Origin of the sequence: Brevundimonas sp., assembly GCF_965278935.1 — a bacterium.
GTDB lineage: Bacteria > Pseudomonadota > Alphaproteobacteria > Caulobacterales > Caulobacteraceae > Brevundimonas.
This window is the reverse complement of sequence record NZ_OZ257124.1, coordinates 660,855-677,129: the sequence shown is the minus strand read 5'-3', so window position 1 is coordinate 677,129 and position 16,275 is coordinate 660,855. Positions and strand designations below refer to the sequence as shown.

Genomic DNA, 16,275 nt, shown 5'->3' with positions numbered 1-16,275 from the left:
CGATGCGAACCCGGTTCTGGCACTATCATTCACGCTTCGACGCAGTGGAGACCGTGACGCGTCACGCGATGAACCAGCCGCCGTTCAAGGCGCGCGAGGGTCGGGTGATGAACTTCCTCGGCGTCGCCATCGATCCCCGGGTCTTCCCGCCGGCGCTGGAGCCGATGACCGGAAAGATCGAGGCGGCGCCGATGCCCAACAATTGGCATGCCGACCTGGCCGAGTGGGGCGCCGCCTTCCGCGCCGTCGATCTGAGCGGCCCGCGCTTCACCATGATCGAGCTGGGCTGCGGCTGGGGCTGCTGGATGACCAACCTCGGCGTCATCGCCCGGCGGACGGGGAAATCCGTGCATGTCATCGGTGTTGAAGGCGACGCCGGCCACATCGAGATGGCGAAACAGAGCCTGGCCGAGAACGGCTTCGCCGAGAGCGAGTGGACCCTCGTCACCGGCATCGCCGCCGGCCGTTCCGGAACGGCGCTGTTTCCGACGCAGGACCAGCCCGGCGGATCCTGGGGCCTGGAGCCCCGCTTCGACGCGGGAGAGGAGGAGGCGCAGAATCTCGTCGCCAGCGGTCGCTACGTCGCCCTGCCGATGATCGCCCTGGGGGACATCGCGGCCGCGGAGCCCCGCATCGACCTGGTCCATATCGACATCCAGGGCGGCGAGGTCGGAGTGGTCGAAGCCTGCATGGAGGTCCTCGTCGAAAAGGTCGCCTATGTGCTGATCGGCACCCATAGCCGCCAGATCGAGGGGCGCCTGTTCGACCTCATGATTGCGGCCGGCTGGGAGCTGGACATGGAGCGTCCGGCCTTCCTGGACATCAATCATCCGGTTCCGATGATCTCGGTGGACGGCGTCCAGGGCTGGAGAAACCCCCGGCTCTTCTAGCGGCGGGTGGCGATCACGGTCGTGCGCGGGGTCGGCTCGGCGCCGCCTGCGAACAGCGGCACGGCCCAGGATTGCTCGAACCGCACGTCGAAGCCCAGGTTCTCGAAGACGCGGCGATAGAGACCGCGCGACAGGAAATACCAGGTGTGATCCTGCCGGGGCGCCAGGTTCAGCCAGTTCGGCCCCGCCGTCAGCGTCATATCCTCGCTGTCGACCACCGGATCGAAGGCGATGATGACCGCCTCCCGCGCCAGGACCGACAGGTTGCCGATCGCCGTCACAGGGTCGGACAGATGCTCGGTGATCGCGCCGGCCAGGACCACGTCGAATCGCCGGTCCCACGTTCCGGCAGCGTTGATTGGCGCATAGACGACGTCCGCACGGCTTCCGGTCTTGTACCAGCCGTACCAGTAGGAGTTCTTCAGCTTGCGCAGGATCTCATCCGTTTCGGTCACGAACGCCGGCCGGTCGTTCAGATAGCCGCTGTCGAGGTGCGGCACCTGCGTGAAATCGGCCCCGGAACGCGCCTCCATCGACGTCACGATCGCGCCGGCCCGTTCCGCCTCGAAGCTGAGAAACCCCGATGCCGCTCCCACGTCCAGCAAGGTCTTGCCGGTGATGTCGTAGCCACCGATGTAGCTCGGGAAATGGCCGCGGATGTCCCAGCCGCCCTTGATCACCGGCTCTCCGGCGAACTCCATCGTGTGGTAGAAAATGCAGTCGGATCGCTCGGGCTGACGCCAGGGCTGCACAGGGCGGAACATGTCCGTTGTCATGGAATGAGAGGCCCCGGCGCTGAGACCGGCGGGACGCGGGCCTCGGCGCGGAATTCTCTACAAGTCCCGCTTCCGGCAAGTCCAGTCATACAAGGCCGCCGCCCCTGCGATCGCCACGCGAGCGGGCGGGCGGAGAAGGGTTGTCTTCCGGGCGGCCCGGTTGCAAACAACGCCCTTGGGCGGACGGGACGACAGGCGAAATGGCAAAGAAATGCGCGGTCATCACGGGCGTCACCGGACAGGACGGCGCTTACCTCGCCCAACTCCTGCTTGAGAAGGACTATCGAATTCTCGGCGTCGCGCGTCGGTCCAGCCATTTCGGCGTCTCGACGCACCGGCTCGACTGGCTGGGGATCGCCGACCACATCGAAATCGTCGACGGCGACCTGCTGGACCTGGGCGGTCTGTGCCGCATCGTGAGGGACGCCCGACCTGACGAAGTCTACAATCTGGCGGCGCAGTCCTTCGTGAAGACGTCCTGGGACCAGCCCGTCCTGACCGCCCAGGTCACCGGCGTTGGCGCGCTCAACGTGCTTGAAGCGGTTCGCCTGGAGGCCCCGGAAGCGCGCGTCTACCAGGCGTCGTCGTCCGAGATGTACGGTCTCATACGGGAACCGATCCAGAGCGAGACTACCCCCTTCTATCCACGGTCTCCCTACGCCGCCGCCAAGGTTTTCGCGCACTGGTCGACGGTGAATTATCGCGAGAGCTTCGGCATGCACGCCTCTTCGGGCATCCTGTTCAATCACGAGTCCCCGCTGCGCGGGCTGGAGTTCGTGACCCGCAAGATCACCGACGCGGTCGCCCGCATCAAGCTGGGCCAGGCGAACGAGTTGAGGATGGGTAATCTGGACGCCAGGCGCGACTGGGGCCACGCCAGGGACTACGTCCGGGCGATGTGGCTGATGATGCAGCAGCCTGTGGCGGACGACTACGTCGTGGCCACCGGACGGACCACCACCGTTCGCGACTTCCTGAGCGCCGCCTTCGCTCACGTCGATCTGAACGCGGACGACTACGTCCGCATCGATCCGGCCTTCCTGCGTCCCGCCGAGGTCGAGACCCTTCATGGCGACGCCGCCAAGGCGCACCGAATTCTGGGGTGGAGCCCGCTGATCTCGCTAGAGCAGATGATCGGCGAGATGGTGGACGCGGATCTCGCCCGCCATCGCGACCGGACCTGAACCGTGGCCGCGGCGTCTTCAGAGGAGGACCTCGACCGCATTCTGGTGACCGGCGCCTCGGGCTTCGTAGGGCGACATCTGGTCCGGCGTCTGGCGACGGAGGCCTCGGTCACGGCGCTGGGCGGCCCGGACGCGCCCGGACAGGTGACGGCCGATCTGCTGGACGAGCAGGCGCTGATGCGGATCGTTTCCAAGACCCGACCCCGTACCATCGTCCATCTCGCCGCCGCCTCGTCCGTGGCCGACGCTGGCCGGGCGCCGGGCGCGACATGGGACGTGAACCTGATCGGCACGCGTAACCTTGCCCGGGCCGCGCGCCGAACGGGCGAGCCGGTGCATTTCATTTTCGCCTCCACCGCCGAGGTTTACGGGCGAGCCTTCCTCGACGGACCGTGCTCCGAGGACACCCCGGCGCAGCCGGCGTCGACCTACGGCAAAAGCAAGCTCGCGGCTGAACATCTGCTGGAAGATCTGGCGGGCGACGGCTTTTCCCTGACCCTCTTGCGCCTCTTCAACCATACGGGCGCCGGTCAGGACGAGCGGTTCGTCGTGCCCGCCTTCGCCGCCCAGATTGCGGCCGCGGAAGCGGGCGGGAATTCTGTGATCCGGGTGGGAAATCTGGAGGCGAAACGCGACTTCTCGGATGTCCAGGATATCGTCGCCGCCTATTTTGCGATCGCCCGGACTGACCCGCCGCCGGTCCCGGTCCGCTACAACGTCGGCTCCGGAAGCGTCCGTTCGATCCGCAGCATTCTGGATCTGCTGGTCGAACAGGCGCGCGTGCCTGTCCGGGTCGTCTCCGACCCCGCGCGCCTTCGGGCTTCGGATATCCCCGCGGCCCAAGGAGATTTTTCCAGGATCCGCGACGCGTTCGACTGGCGGACGACCATCCCGTTCGAAAGAACGGCAGTATCTGTTCTGGATTATCAAAGGTTAAGGCTGGCATCGTCAGATTCGGCGAGCTTGCCTGAATGACTGAAATATCGCTAAGGCTCCCGTTACCCAAGGGCTGGCAAGGGAAGCTGAACCGCATGCGAGACAAGATTGTCGGCGCCGCCCGCCGGACGGTGAAGGCCGCGACCTCGCCGGGGTCCGCCACGTCGCACAGCCTCTCCACCCTCGCCAGCGCCGCCCGCGCGCGTCAGGACTGGAACGTCGATCTCTATTATCGCCGGCTCATCTGCGAAAAGAGCCCGGAATCCTCGGGGGCGTGGCTGCAGTACGGTCACACGCTCAAGGAGACCGGATTCCACAAGCGGGCCGAGGACGCCTACAACCGGGCCCTCGCGCTCAAGCCGCTCGATCCGGAGATCATTCTTCAGCTCGGCCATCTGTCCAAGATCATGGGCCGGACACGCGCGGCCACGGCCTTCTTCCAGGAGGCCCGGCGGCTCGACCACCCGGACCAGGAAGGCATCGTTTTCGAACTGGGCTTGCTGAAGAAGACCGACAACTCCCAGATCTTCTGGGACGCGCCTCACGGGACCGAGCGCGAAGGACTCCATGTCTTCCTGTCCGTCGCCGTTGGCCGGATCGCGGAAAACGACAAATCGGCGGTTGGCGCCAGTCTCGGTGAATCCGATTATTCCTACGCCTTCGCGATGCGGGGATTCCTTCAGGCGCTGGAAGCGCTGGGCATCGACCATTCGGTCATTCACCATCCCGAATACATAGCCGACATCCAGGCGCGATCCGGCGCGGCCCACAACATCCACCTGGGCTTCTATCCGCCCGAGGGCATGCGGCTGTTGAAGGGCGCCTACAACATAGATTGCTGCGCCTGGGAGTTCGACCGGTTACGCACCCCGGCGGAGCAGACGAGCTATCACGCCTTCGCCGACCCGGTCACGATGCTCAACATCGCCGACGAGATCTGGGCGCCGTCTCAGGCCGGGGTGGATGCCATCACCCTCAGCGGCGTCACACGACCCGTCCGCCTCGTGAGCGCGCCCATGCTCGAAAACCTGGCGACCCAACCAAGGTCCCCGACCAGAACGTGGGCGCAGATCGACAAGGTCGCATCAAGGGTCGGCATCGGTCCGTGGCAGCCGATGGCCATCGTGCCCGCCATACAGCCGTCTCTCAACCTGGCCGCAGCCAGCCGCCGGTCGAGCCTGCGCGCCGTGGTCCAGAACTCCGACGCGCCGCAACCGCCGAAGATCTTCCTGAGCGTCTTCAACATCCACGACATGCGCAAGAACGCCAAGGCCATGGTTGACGCGTTCATGGCCGTGAGCGTTGACCATCCCGATGCGCTGCTGTTGCTCAAGATGTCGACGCCCCATCGGGGAGGGGAGCCGCTCAACCAGATCTTCATGAAGGAGCAGCTCTTCACTCCGGGCGACATGGTCCCTCCGGTAGTCAGCGAACGCATCTGGGTCACGGACCAGGTTCTCACGCGCGAAGAGCTGAACAATCTGTACGACCTCTCCGACTTCTATCTCTGCACGTCATACGGCGAAGGGCAGAATCTGCCGCTGATCGAGGCCATGAGCCGCGGCGTCGTCCCGGTCTCGGTGGATCATACGGCGATGGCGGACTACATCCGCGAGGACAACGCGATCGTGATCCCGTCGCGCAAGGGCGCGCTCGATCGCAAACTCACCGCCCGGTATGGCCTCTACGGCGCGACGACACACTATTGCTCGTCTGACGATGTCGCCGCTGCGATGGAGCAGGCGATCGCCTTGGGCGACGAGGCCTATGGCGACCTTTCCCGGGCCGCGATCCGGACGGTCGGGGAAACGTTTGGCGCCGGATCGTTCGACTCGGCATTGAAAGACGTCGTCGGTCGAATGGCCGCTGGAGCGGAAGCCTGATCATGCGCAAGGCTTTCCTCGAAATCGGCGCGCTTTTCGAAGCCACGTGGACCGGGATTCCGAACGTGGTGGCCGCCTTGGCCGAAGGCGCGCTGAACGATCCGGATATCGAGTGGGGTTTCGTTTTTGATACCCTTGAGGTGCCAGAGGCGTGGGTACGTGAGTTTCTCACCCGGCGATCGGGGCAGGGCGGACTGGGCAAACTGGAAGCGTTAGTCTGGGACAAGGCCTCCATCGATCCGCAGCGCGCCGCGGAGGCGGCCTGCATCTTCCCCAATATCAAGCCGGTGCGCCGGTTCTTCGGTCGTGAAGCCAGCATTATCCACGATCTCAGCCCCCTCCTGACTCCGCAGTTCCACAACCGGGACAACATCAACCATTTCGCCAACAGAATCCGTGAGGACATCGCATCCTCCGACCATCTGTTCTGCGTTTCAAATGCGACTCTTGGCGACGTTCACGCCTATTTCGGCGTTCCAAAGGACCGGCTGTCCGTCATCCGGCTCGGGGTCCAGTTCGATCCGGTGGACCTCACCGCCGCGAGTCTCAGCTTCCGGCCGGGGCTGGAAGTGGAGCCCTATATCGCCGTGCTCGGCACACTCGAGCCTCGCAAGAACGGCCGGATCGTTCTGGACTATCTCGCCGAGCAGCCGCATTTCGCCAATCGCTTCCGCACCGTGTTCGTCGGCCGCGAGGGCTGGCTCGATGGTCGTCAGAGACTGATGGACTCTCTGGCGGCTGCGGGCGTATCGCGCGACCGCGTGGTCTTCACGGGCTATGTTTCGGAGGCCGAAAAGGCGGCTTTGCTTCTGAACGCGGCCTTCTGCGTCTATCCGTCATTCTTCGAAGGCTTCGGCCTGCCGGTGCTCGAGGCCGCTGCGATGGGCGTGGTGACCGTCTGCTCCAACAGCTCCTCCATTCCCGAGGTGGCGCCCGAGAACTGCTTCTTCTTCAATCCGCAGGAAGGCTATGAATTCGCCCGGGCGATGAAGTTCGCCGAGCTTCGCGCATCCCAGACGCGGGCCTCGGCCCAGTCGCTTTCGGATCTCACCGCCCGCGCGGCTCCCTACAGCTGGAAGAACTGCTATCCGGCCGTGGCGGCCTGGATCAAGGAACAGTGATGTCGGTCATCCACTACGCCCCCGTGGTCTCCTTCTCGGCCGGGATCGTCGACGGCGCGATCGAGGGATACGCGGCGCCGGCCAGGGGGCTCCTGCCCTCCAGCGTCGCCCTGTTCGCCGGCGACACCGCGATCAGCCATGTTCGCGCCGCCCGCTTTTCGGAAGAGGCGGAAACTGCGGGCGTGCGTCTGGGCTGGTGCGGCTTCCGCCTGCCAGGCCTGGCCCAGGCCCTCGCCCTTGGGGGCCAGATTCAGGTCCGCTGCGGCGTGAGCAATGCCGTGCTGATGAAACCCGCGGTTGATGTCAGCGCGGTGGAAAAATCCTCGCGCACCGTCACCCAAGTGACTGTGGCCGAACTTCTCGCCCTCGTGAGGAGCGAGGATTCCTGCCCTGACGTCCAGCAACTGGCGGTGTTCGGCCACGATCACATGCGGCGTCATGGCAGCGTCAGCTTCCTGTTCGCAACGTACCAGACCTTGTTCGACCGGGATCCGGATTCGAGCGTTATCGAAGGATGGGGAGGAGAAACAATGACATTGATCGAGGTCGCGACCTTCCTCGGCGAGATGATGGCCAGCGAAGAGTTAGAGTCGAACGCGGTACAGGGCATCCCCGGCCCGTTCCAGACCAGATTTAAGTTTGATCGAGCCTTGCTCATCTGACATTGAGGCTGCTCCGCAGCGCGAGTGAACTCAGAATGCAGCAGCCGTTATCGAAGGACGACGCCCGAGCGCAGGTAGCTGCGGTTTACGACGGCGTTTTCCGCCGCGGGCTGGATGCGGGCGCCCAGGACAAGATTGATCGGCTCGCCGCCGGAACGAGCAGCCTGGCGGACATTCTGAGGGAAGTTCTGGGATCGGACGAGTACCATGCGTCGACGCCGCGGCAGGACCCGGCCAAACTTCTGAACGATCAGACTCAATTCGGCGAACTCGAAATCTTGTTGCAACTCTGGGTCAACACGAATGCCCGGCATCGCATCGTGGTCGACGTCGGCGCCCGCGGTCGAGAGCGGTCCAACTCCTATGATCTGATGCGCAGTTTCGGCTGGCGCGGGGTGCTATACGAGGCGAACCCCAATCTGATCGAGCCGATCAGGGCCGAGTTCGAGGGGCTGGACTATGAGCTCATCCAGGCCGCTGTATCAGACTACAATGGCGAGGCCGTTTTTCACCTGGGCGTGAACGACGATGTGTCGTCCCTGAACCCGGAAGCGGCGAGCGGGTGGGGGCCGATCACGGGCGCCGTTGCTGTCGAGGTCCGACGCCTTGGGGAATCGCTGCAGGCGCTGCGCATCCCCGCGGACTTCGATCTGATCTCGATCGATATCGAGGGCGAGGATATCAAGGTGCTGAACGACCTGGTCGGTAATTTCGACTATAGACCAAGGTGGGTGATCATTGAGGCTTCGCACGACTTCACCGTAAAAGCCCTGACCGATCTGCCGCTCTCCGAGGCTGTTCGACAGTCCTACACTCTGGTCGGCCAGACCGTGGCCAATCTGATTCTCCAGCACACCGCCGAATAGGATATCTCATGGATTCGTCCGAACTGACCGCCGACGACATTCGAGAGGGCTATCAACGTGTGCTGGGGCGTTCGGTCGAGTCGGACACGGTGATCGAACAGCAGCGAGGTGCGCATCGCACTCGCGAGTCCTTCTGGGCGGCCCTGCTGGCGAGCGACGAGTTCAACGGCAAGAGCGGCGGCATCATGGGTCAGCTGCGGCGTACGTTGATGGAGGATTTCAGTTCTATCCACCACACCGTCACACCGGACCAGCTACGCATCCTGATGGAGCGCATCCGCGAACAGTGGACGGCGCTCGGCGAGACGGAACCACACTGGTCCGTTCTGACCAGCGACGAGTTCAGGGCCGACAAGCTGGATGAGGTGGCGCTGGCTGAGTTCAACCGGTCAGGCCATGACATGGCGGTTCTGGTCGATATCTATGAGAGGCGCAGCGGCGCGTCGGCCGGGCGTGGGGTCTGTCTGGAATTGGGCTGCGGTGTGGGGCGAATCACCGCGCACCTGGCCAAGCGGTTCGAACGTGTGATCGCCGTCGATATCTCGCCTGGAAATCTCCGGCTGTGCGACGAGTACATGAAGGCTCAGGGGATCGACAACGTCGAGACCAGACTGGTCTCCGATCCCACCGACTTCGAGAACTTCCCGCCGATCGACTTCTTCTATTCGGTGCTGGTGCTCCAGCACAATTCGCCACCGGTCCAGAAATTCACCCTGAACGCCATACTTAAGCGTATACGGCCGGGCGGCGCGGCCTTCTTCCAGATTCCAACCTCGATGGCCGGATATCGTTTCGATATCGACGAATATCTGACCACCAGCCATCCCGTGATGGAACTGCACAGCCTGCCGCCGGCCGTCGTGCTGAAACTCATCTCCGACAACGGCCTGGTCCTGCGCGACATCTCCCCGGACCCGATGATCGGCATCTTCGGGTCCAACACCTTCTTCGCCACCAAACCCTGATCCGCGGCTTGTCGGCGCCGAACCAGGACGGTTCGGCGCCGGGCGCGACCTAGATCAACCAGTCGTTCAGATGGGCCGGACCGTTCCACGGGCCGTGGCCGAGGCCGAGGCCGTCCAGTTCGGTATCCGGCAGATGATCCGGACGAACGAACGCCACGGGCTGGTCCGAGACGAACGGGTTGAAATCTGCGGTCGGCATTTCGTCGTGCGACAGACCTTCCATCCAGCTCAGACGCGCCGCCGTATCATGCGTCGCCGCATCGACCGTCACAGTGGGTGCGGTGTCGATCGCCGGCCAGACGAAGGCATCGTGGTCGTTCGCAGCGTGATGATCCGCCTGCGGCGAGACCTGCGGTCCGAAGTCGGTCGACGGCTTCGTCGCGTCCTCGACCGGGGCGCCGACATACCCGTCGTAGCGGATTCCGCCGAGCCATGAGGGCCGGGTCAGATCGACATGCTCGGCGCTTTCGGAGAACAGCATCAGCATCTGGGCGCGGCTGACGCCGCTGTTCAGCTGGGCCACCCAGTTATCGTAACCGGCCTGGTCCGGATTCCGGTTCAGGCAGAACTGGTACATCTGGGTGATGAACTGGCCGTTGGACACCGTGCCGTAACGCGACTGGAACTCCGCTGAACTGGCGAAGGCCTGGGCGATCGACAGCAACGGCATCCCGTTCTGCAGGTTGGTGGTCCAGGCGGCCAGCCCGCCCGGGTCAGGCAGACGATCGAAGGTGGCGTCGTAGAGGCGCGCGATCGTCAGTGCGGCTTCGTTGGCGACCCATAGGCCCGCTTGCAGGGTCGCGCTGGTCAGGGACCGATGCTCGGCGCTCTCCGAGAAGAAGACCAGCACGCTGGTGCGGCTCGTTCCGGCGTTCAGCTGGTTGACCCAGCCGGCGACACCGTTCGGGTCGCCTTCGCGGTTCAGGCAGAAGCGGTACAGTTGCTCGACGTATTGCTGGTTGCTCAGCCCGCCGTAGCGGCCCTGGAACTCGGCCGAGGCCAGGAAGGCGCCGGCCAGGGAGTCGAGGGTCTGACCACGCTCCATCGCATCGAGCAGGGACTCGAACCCGCCCTGATCCGGCTGCCGGTCCAGGGCGGCGTCGTACAGACGCATGACCTGGGCCGCCTGGCTGTCGACGTCGAAGGTCAACGCACCATCGACGAAGACGACATTCTCGATGCTGACCAGGGTATCCGTGCCGTCGCTCCCGCCGCTGACCGAGGTCGAGCTGGCCGTGTACTGACGCCGGAGACCGCTGAAGCCTGCCGAATCCACACCCGCGCCCCCGTTCAGGGAGTCGTTGCCGGCCCCGCCGACCAGGGTGTCGTTGGCCGACCCGCCGATGATCGTGTCGTTGCCGGCCTCGCCGTAAAGGGTCGATCCCGTCAGGGTCAGGGGCACGACCGCGTGGTTGGCCACCGAGACGTGCAGCGTATAGGTGCCGCCCGCCGTCGGCGCGACGCTGGTAAAGGTGGAGCCGGAGTTCGCTTCCCACTGCCCGACCACGACATAATAGACGCCGGCTGTGGTCGCCGTGAAGGTCAGCTGGGAGTCTGTGGCCGGGCCGCCATCGGGTGTCGAGTCGTCGTTGCTGGCCAACTCGGCCCCGGCGGCGTTCAACAGCCTGAGCGTGGTGTCGAACGAGCCGTTGTCGATATCCAGGGTGATCGTCTGACCGGCCGCGACGGTGAAGGCATAGTATTCCAGGCCGCCGTGAGCGGTCGCGTTGATGGTCGCGTGAGGGATGGTGGTCGAGTTGGCGATTTCCGCGTTCGCCAGCAGGTCGAACGATCCATCCAGCCCGATCGCGGTTTCGGTCGTCGCATTGGCCGTCGCCCGCGCCTTGACGATATCGGGGGCGCCCCCCGTCTGGGCGCCAGCACCTGCGGTGATGAAATCGTCGCCGGCGCCGGCGCGGATCGTGTCGTTGCCGCCGTTGCCGTCCAGACGGTCGTTTCCGGCGCTTCCGGTAAGGGTGTCGGCGAAGGCGCTGCCGAGGACCCATTCGATGCCGGTCAGCGTGTCCGAGCCGGCTGCGCCGCTCGCCGCTCCGGTGGTCAGGTTGACCGTGACGCCGCCGCTGGCGCCCGCATAGCTGGCCTGGTCGAAGCCGTTCCCGCCGTTCAGCGTGTCATTGCCCAGGCCGCCGATCAGGAAGTCGTCGCCGTCGCCGCCCGAGATGTTGTCATCGCCCGAGCCGCCGTCCAGCGTGTCCGCGCCGCCGAGGCCGGAGAGGGTGTCGTTGCCGCCGAGGCCGTTCAGGGTGTCGGCGGACGCCGTGCCAGTCATGGTGTTGTTGAGGATGTCGCCGCTGACGTTCAGCCCGCCGGTAAAGGACGCAGCGATGGTCTGGTCGGCGAAGCGCAGGAATTCGACGTTCGAGATGGTGTCGATGCCGTCCGGGCCGCTGACCGTAGCCGTCGCGCCGTTGTAAGTGATCGTGTATTGCGAGCGATTGCCGCTGAAGACGACGGTGTCGGAGCCCAGTCCGCCGTCGATCCGGTCGTTGCCCGCCCCGCCCGTCAGGACGTTGTCGCCGGAACTGCCGAAAATCGTGTCGGCGCCCGCGCCGCCGATGGCGTTCTCGATCACCGCGCCGAGGGCGATGGAAACATTGCCGATCAGGTTGCCGACATTCGAGAAACTGCCCTGGCGCAGGTCGATGACCTGGGTGGCGCTATAACCCGAGAAGTCGAAGGTGTCGGTCCCGCCGGCGTCCCACACCGCGAAAATCAGGACCGAGGACGAGGAGGTCGCGCTGAACCACGCCTGGCCGGCGTTGGAGTTGAAGCCGTAGGTGTTGTTGCCCGTGCGGGTCGTCATATTGGCGCCGTACAGCCGCTGGGCGGCGGCGATATCGTCCATGAGCGGGGCGGAGGAATATCTGCCGACGCCAAAGCTGGCCCCGGTGTTCGTCTCCTGGAAATAGCTCATGACCGAATACTGGCGGCTGTCCTCGAAATAGCCTGCGTTGGCCGCATAGGTCAGGGAGACGCCGGGCGCCGCATTGTAGGCTGCCGGGTGCGACAGGCCGATGGCGTGGCCGATTTCGTGGGTCAGCACCTGCTGGCCGTAACCCAACAGCACCGGCGTTGCGTTGTAGGAGAAACTGTTGTTGATCCAGACGTCGCCGCTGCTGCTGCTGTCGGCCCGGGTGGCGGGCAGATAGGCGAAGGCGGCCGCGCCGTCGGAACCCGACGAATAGTTGCCGAACAGCATGGTGGCGCCGTCGGAGAAACCGTCGCCGGCGTCCACCCGCGTGAACGTGATGTTGGCCACTTCGGACCAGGACGCCAGAGCCAGCAGGGTGGCGGTGATCTGCGCATCCGTGAAGCGGGTGAAGCCGGCCGTGTCGGACGGCATCGTGGTCGGCGCGGTCGAGCGGAAGGCGAAGGTGACGGTCCCCGGCTGGCCCAGCGTCGTGGTCCAGGCCAGGTTCTGGCGCGTGATCTGCGATCCCGCGCCGGTCGTCGTCAGCGAAATCTTGCCGTTGGGACCGAAGCCGCCGCGATCGTCGGCATTGATCAGGCCCAGAGGTCCCTCGCCCCCGTCGAAGATCGCGTGGAAGCTCCCGCAGCAGCCGCAGGGCGTATAGCCGCCGACATCGCCGAAACCGCTCGGACCCTCGGTCCCGAACGAGCGGGCGTTGCCCGAGAAGAGATCCAGGTCTTGCAGCGCCAGGGCAGCGGTCATGATGTTCGCACTCTGCTTACGTGAACCGCCACCCTAGCGAATGCAGGGCCGGTCACAAGCGGAGCAGGTGGTTTATGGAACAACTCACGGTGAACCGCGTTTCGCGCCGCCTACCCGAGGCTGAGATCGGACATCCCGCGCAGCCCCTCGACACGTCCCGTCTCGGCCAGCTGACCGAAGGCCGCGGCGATATGATAGAGCGAGCTCGCCGGCGCCGGCTCGTCGATGAAACCGCCTTGCGGCAGGCGTTTGTCGCGCCACAGCCCGTCCGGCGTCAGGTACAGCCACAGCGCCCTCAGCGCTGTCGCCGCATCGTCCATCAGCCGCTGGCGTTCGCCGTCGGTCGCCGTCTCGGCCAGGATCAGCGAGGCCTTCAGCCATTCCGTCTGGGGCCACAGTCGGGCCCGGCGGCTGCGCACGGTTCCATCGTCGTTCAGCGCGTCGACGGCGATCATCGGTCGCTCTGAGATCCCGCGGCGACCCGCGGCGTACAGCCGCCGGGCCGCCTGCGTCACATCGGTCCGGCCCCGCGACCGACCGACCCGCGTCAGCAGCCAGGCCCACTCGAACTGGTGTCCGGGTTCGACCAGCCGGCCGTCCTCGCCCGCCGCCGGCGCCCAGTCGGACCCGAAGAACTCGCGCAGGAATCCGCCCTCTGCGTCGATGAATTTCGTCAGGGCCAGATCGACCACCCGGTCGGCCAGTGCGGTCCACCCGGCGTCGCCGCCCGCCTCTTCCCAGCCCAGGCAGGCCTCGAGCAGGTGCATGTGGGCGTTGGACTGGTAGGGCCGGTCCCCCGCCTCGATCAGGCCGCCGGTCGCCGGCCCGGCCGCCAGCAGGGCGTCGCGCAGCTTGACCGCCCGGTCTTCGAGGGTCGGATCGTCGACGCCCGCGCTCTTCGCCGCCGACAGGGCGAAAAGGACGAAGGCCTGGTCGTAGAGGTGGGCCGTCTCGTCCAGCGGCGCCCCCTCGGGCGTCAGGGTGGTCCGGCACAGTCCGTCGGGTCTCAGATAGTCGGTGTACAGCCGCTGGAGGCCGCGCTCGACGATGCCGCGCCACGGCCCCTGCCAGCCGTTCATCCCGGCGTTGGCGTAGACGAATATCTGACGCGCCTGCACCCGCGCCCGGCGCGGCAGCGTCAGCGCCCGCCCGTCCAGCGACAGAACCTCGGCGAAGCCCCCGTTCGCGGCCTGGCCCAGCGTCGACCAGACCGGCAGGGCTCTCAGCCGCATCCAGTCGGCGAACCGGACCGCGCCCCCGGCCAGATCCTCCTGCGGCGCCGGCGCGAAATCGAGATGGCGCGGCGAGGTCGCCCTGATCCGGTCGACCACCTTCTTGACGCCCTGCGACTGCGACAGGTCGCAGACCAGGACCGCGTCCTCCTCGACCACGATGGCCAGGTTCCGCACGCCGAGAGCGGCCACCAGGATGCCGTCGGGCGCACGGACCAGACAGCCCTCGGAGTCTTCTAGGATATGCTGGCCGGTGTCGCCCTCGCCCGAGGCGGCGATGGAATCCCACGCGCCCAGATCCGACCAGGCGAAGTCGACTTCCAGCACCGAGGCGCGGGCGGTCTTTTCCATCACCGCATAGTCGATGGAGATCTTCGGCGAGGCCGCGAAGGCCGATCCCAGCGTCTGCACGGTCCCGGATGTCTCGTCCAGCAAGGCCGACCGGACGGCGTCCAGCACCGCCGGCGCATGGGCCGTCAGTTCGTCGATCAGCGCCCCGGCGGCGACGATGAAATTGCCGCTGTTCCACAGATAGCCGGCGTCGATATACGCCTGCGCCTGGGTCCGGTCCGGCTTCTCGACGAACGAGTCGACCGCAGACAATCCGCGCCCCGACGGCTTGATGTAGCCATAGGCCTGCGACGCCTCGGAGGGCGTGACCCCGAGCGTGACGATGCGTCCCTCGGCGGCGCCGACGGCCGCGACGATCACCGCCTGGCGGAAGGCCTCATGATCGGGGATGTGGTGGTCGGAGGCGACGAAGGCGATGATCGCCTGCGGGTCGTGCCGCGCGGCCCAGGCGGCGGCGGCGGCCATGGCGGCGGCCGAATCCCGCGCTTCGGGCTCCAGCAGGACCTGGGCCTCGATCTCGAGTTCGTTCAGCTGATCGACGATCCAGTCGCGGTGACGCAGGCCTCCGACGATGATCAGCTTGCCGTCGCCGCCGGCCAGGGGGGCGACCCGCGCGACCGTTTCCTGGAACAGCGACCGGTTACCGGCCAGCGGGATGAACTGCTTCGGCCGCGATGGCCGCGACGCCGGCCACAATCGCGTCCCGGCTCCGCCGCACATGATCACAGGATAAAGCGCCATGACGGTGCTTTAGCCGGAATGCGGAGTTTGGCAAACGGCTCCGCCACGTTGTGCGACGCCCTTGACTGGGGCAAACAACGTGCCGAAGGATCAGGGGGTTAGGCGAACCATGAAGACGGCCCTGGTCGTACTGGGAATGCATCGCTCGGGCACATCGTCCGTGGCCGGAGCTTTGACCCTGTTGGGCGCCGCGGCCCCGCGCACCCTGATGGCTCCGGCCGCCGACAATCCGCGCGGCTTTTGGGAGAGCCACGTCGTCATGGTCCTCAACGACATCCTTCTGACGGAGGCCGGATCGAGCTGGAGCGACTGGCGTCGTCTTCCCCGCGCGCTTGACGCCGCCACCGCCCGCGACCGCATCGTCCGGACCATGATGGACGAGTTCGGCGACGCGCAGACCGTCGTCCTCAAGGATCCGCGCATGTGCCGCCTGTTCCCGGCCTGGCGCGGCGCGCTGGAACAGGCCGGCTACCGTCCCCTGATCGTCACACCGCTGCGTTCGCCGTCCGAGGTCGCCGCCTCGCTCCAGGCCCGCAACCCGATCTCGCGCGAGCAGGGTCTGCGCCTGTGGCTGCGGCATGTGCTGGATGCCGAGGCCGCGAGCCGGGGCCTGCCTCGCCATTTCATGCGCTGGTCGTCCTTCATGGCCGACTGGCGGGCCGAGGTCGCCCTTATCAACGCGCGTCTGGGCACGTCCCTGGCCCCGGCCGCCGACGATGGCGGCGTGGATATCGACGCCTTCCTGACTCCCGACCTGCACCGCCAGAAGACCGAAGCCCCGACCCCCGTCCTGGTCTCTCAAGCCTGGTCCATGCTCGGCGATCTGGCCCGCCACGGCGACCATCCGGACCTGCACGCGGCGCTGGACGCCCTGCGCCGGACCTTCGATCAGGCGGAAGACCTGTTCGCCGACGCGCCCTGAGACGACACCCGGGGCCCGATCCCGCGTGACACGGCGAAGCCTCGCCGGTATC

Annotated in this window: 12 protein-coding genes; 9 read left to right on the top strand and 3 right to left on the bottom strand. The window is 66.0% G+C overall.

The annotated features are described in order from the left end of the window. The first annotated feature begins 2 nt into the window (after positions 1 to 2). Positions 3 to 890: a hypothetical protein gene (locus ACQY68_RS03425; protein WP_428151639.1), complete on the top strand. Its 888-nt coding sequence runs from the start codon at positions 3 to 5 to the stop codon at positions 888 to 890. Here the strand turns inward: ACQY68_RS03425 and ACQY68_RS03420 are convergent. Then, positions 887 to 1,654, bottom strand: a complete 768-nt coding sequence (locus ACQY68_RS03420) for a class I SAM-dependent methyltransferase (protein ID WP_428151638.1) — start codon at positions 1,652 to 1,654, stop codon at positions 887 to 889. The genes ACQY68_RS03425 and ACQY68_RS03420 overlap by 4 nt on opposite strands. 212 nt (positions 1,655 to 1,866) lie before the next feature. Between ACQY68_RS03420 and ACQY68_RS03415 the strand changes: the two genes are divergently transcribed. The 7 genes from ACQY68_RS03415 to ACQY68_RS03385 are packed head-to-tail and all read left to right on the top strand — an operon-like array spanning position 1,867 to position 9,283. After that, positions 1,867 to 2,850 carry a GDP-mannose 4,6-dehydratase gene (locus ACQY68_RS03415; protein ID WP_428151637.1) on the top strand — a complete coding sequence of 328 codons (984 nt, stop codon included), beginning with the start codon at positions 1,867 to 1,869 and terminating at the stop codon, positions 2,848 to 2,850. 3 nt (positions 2,851 to 2,853) lie between these two features. Next, entirely contained in the window at positions 2,854 to 3,825 is a 972-nt protein-coding gene (locus ACQY68_RS03410) for a GDP-mannose 4,6-dehydratase (RefSeq protein WP_428151636.1), read from the top strand. A 56-nt stretch (positions 3,826 to 3,881) separates the two neighbouring features. Next, positions 3,882 to 5,669 (top strand): glycosyltransferase, encoded by a 1,788-nt coding sequence (locus ACQY68_RS03405; RefSeq protein ID WP_428151635.1) that lies wholly within the window; start codon positions 3,882 to 3,884, stop codon positions 5,667 to 5,669. Between the two features lie 2 nt (positions 5,670 to 5,671). Beyond that, the gene (locus ACQY68_RS03400; RefSeq protein ID WP_428151634.1) at positions 5,672 to 6,790 is read left to right on the top strand and encodes a glycosyltransferase family 4 protein; all 1,119 of its coding nucleotides are present in this window, start codon (positions 5,672 to 5,674) and stop codon (positions 6,788 to 6,790) included. Further along, positions 6,790 to 7,452 (top strand): hypothetical protein, encoded by a 663-nt coding sequence (locus tag ACQY68_RS03395; RefSeq protein WP_428151633.1) that lies wholly within the window; start codon positions 6,790 to 6,792, stop codon positions 7,450 to 7,452. The genes ACQY68_RS03400 and ACQY68_RS03395 overlap by 1 nt, the downstream gene beginning before the upstream one ends. A 2-nt stretch (positions 7,453 to 7,454) precedes the next feature. Beyond that, on the top strand, positions 7,455 to 8,318 hold the full coding sequence (locus ACQY68_RS03390; protein WP_428151631.1) for an FkbM family methyltransferase: 864 nt from the start codon (positions 7,455 to 7,457) through the stop codon (positions 8,316 to 8,318). An 8-nt stretch (positions 8,319 to 8,326) separates the two neighbouring features. After that, entirely contained in the window at positions 8,327 to 9,283 is a 957-nt protein-coding gene (locus ACQY68_RS03385; protein ID WP_428151630.1) for a class I SAM-dependent methyltransferase, read from the top strand. 49 nt (positions 9,284 to 9,332) lie between these two features. On the opposite strand, the gene ACQY68_RS03380 is transcribed toward ACQY68_RS03385, so the two are convergent. Both ACQY68_RS03380 and ACQY68_RS03375 read right to left on the bottom strand, forming a co-directional pair. Beyond that, a complete protein-coding gene (locus ACQY68_RS03380) occupies positions 9,333 to 12,977 on the bottom strand; it encodes a DUF4214 domain-containing protein (RefSeq protein WP_428151629.1) in 3,645 nt (1,214 codons plus the stop codon). Positions 12,978 to 13,087: 110 nt separating this feature from the next. Beyond that, a complete protein-coding gene (locus tag ACQY68_RS03375; RefSeq protein WP_428151628.1) occupies positions 13,088 to 15,301 on the bottom strand; it encodes an AGE family epimerase/isomerase in 2,214 nt (737 codons plus the stop codon). A gap of 109 nt (positions 15,302 to 15,410) precedes the next feature. Here ACQY68_RS03375 and ACQY68_RS03370 point away from each other — a divergent pair, with 109 nt between their 5' ends. Continuing rightward, on the top strand, positions 15,411 to 16,223 hold the full coding sequence (locus ACQY68_RS03370) for a sulfotransferase family protein (RefSeq protein WP_428151627.1): 813 nt from the start codon (positions 15,411 to 15,413) through the stop codon (positions 16,221 to 16,223). Positions 16,224 to 16,275 lie beyond the last annotated feature (52 nt).